Source organism: Actinokineospora spheciospongiae, assembly GCF_000564855.1.
GTDB lineage: Bacteria > Actinomycetota > Actinomycetes > Mycobacteriales > Pseudonocardiaceae > Actinokineospora > Actinokineospora spheciospongiae.
On record NZ_AYXG01000126.1, the window covers coordinates 1 to 1,726 of the forward strand.

General features: G+C 77.4%; 1 protein-coding gene. It reads left to right on the forward strand.

Annotation, left to right across the window (positions count from 1 at the left end; genetic code table 11):
* A partial coding sequence (locus UO65_RS17220; protein WP_035283748.1) for a polyketide synthase dehydratase domain-containing protein occupies positions 1–1,726 on the forward strand: 1,726 nt, incomplete at both ends.

Genomic DNA, 1,726 nt, shown 5'->3' on the forward strand with positions numbered 1-1,726 from the left:
CAGGTTCCACGACGCCATCCAGCAGGTGCAGGGGATGGTGTTGGTCGAGGTCGGCCCGGATGCTTCGCTGACCGCCTTGACCGGTGGGGTTGCGTTGCAGCGCAGGGACAAGGCCGAGGCGGTCACGCTGGTGGCCGGGCTGGGCAAGGCGCACGCCCTGGGGACCGGGGTCGACTGGGCGGCGTTCCTGGGTGGGCGCACCGCGCACGTGGACCTGCCCACCTACGCCTTCCAGCACGAGCACTACTGGCTGGACGGGGACGGCGTCGGTGACGTCACCGCCCTGGGCCTCGACGCCGACGACCACCCGCTGCTCGGCGCGGCCGTCGCCGTGCCCGACGGCACCGTGCTCACCGGGCGCGTGTCGCTGCGCACCCACCCGTGGTTGGCCGACCACGCCGTGCTGGGGTCGGTGTTGCTGCCGGGCACCGCGTTCGTGGAGTTGGCCGTGCGCGCCGGGGACCAGGTGGGCCTGCCGCACCTGGCGGAACTGACCCTGGAAGCGCCCCTGGTGCTGCCCGAGGACGGCGCCGTGGACCTGCGCGTGGTGGTCGACGGCGACCACCGGGTCACCGTGCACTCCCGGGTCGACGGCGGCCCGTGGAGCAGGCACGCCGCCGGGCTGCTCACCGCCGCACCCGCCGCCCCCGCCGTGGACCTGGCCGAGTGGCCGCCCGCCGGGGCCGAGGCGCTGCCCGTCGACACCCTCTACGCCGACGCCGAGGCGGTCGGGTTCTCCTACGGCCCCGCCTTCCGGGGTGTGCGGGCCGCGTGGCGGCGCGGCGACGAGGTCTTCGCCGAGGTGGCCCTGCCCGACGACGTGACCGCCGACCGGTTCGGCCTGCACCCGGCCCTGCTCGACGCCGCCCTGCACCCGGTCGGCCTCGGGAGCTTCTTCGCCGACCCCGACCAGGCCCGGCTGCCGTTCGCCTGGACCGGCCTCACCCTGCACGCCACGGGCGCCGCAACCCTGCGGGTGCGGCTGGCCCCGGCCGGACCGGACGCCGTCGCCGTCACCGCCGCCGACCCGGCGGGTGTCCCCGTGGTCACCGCCACCTCCCTGGCCTTCCGCCGGGTGGCCGCCGAGCAGGTTTCCGCGACCGCCGCCGTGGTGCGCGAAGCCCTCTTCCGCGTCGACTCGACCGCCCTGACCGCCACCGCGCCCGCCCCGGACTGGGCGCTGCTCGGCCCGGCCGTCCCCGGTCTCGACCTGCCCCCCGCCGCCGAGGACCTGCCCCCGGTCGTGCTGACCTGGATCGGCACGGTCGAGGGGGAGACCGAGCCCGAGCGGGCGCGGACCGCCGTCGACCGCGCACTGTCCACTGTGGTGGATTGGCTGGCCGACGAGCGCGCCGCCGCGTCCACCCTGGTGCTGGTCGTCCCGGACGACCTCGCCCACAGCGCCGCCCACGGCCTGGTCCGCTCCGCCCAGGCCGAGCACCCCGACCGCCTGGTGCTGCTGACCACCGACGGCGGCCCGGTGCCCCTCGACGCGCTCGCCGCCGCCCTGGCGGACGGCGAAACCGAACTGTCCGCCCGCGACGGCGCCCTGCACGCCCCCCGGCTGGTCCGCGCACCCGCCCCGCGAACCGACCTCGCCCCGCTCGACGGCGCGGTGCTGGTCACCGGCGGCACGGGTGCCCTCGGTGCGGCCGTCGCCCGGCACCTGGTGACCGCGCACGGGGTGCGGGAGCTGGTGCTGACCAGCCGCCGTGGCCCCGACGCC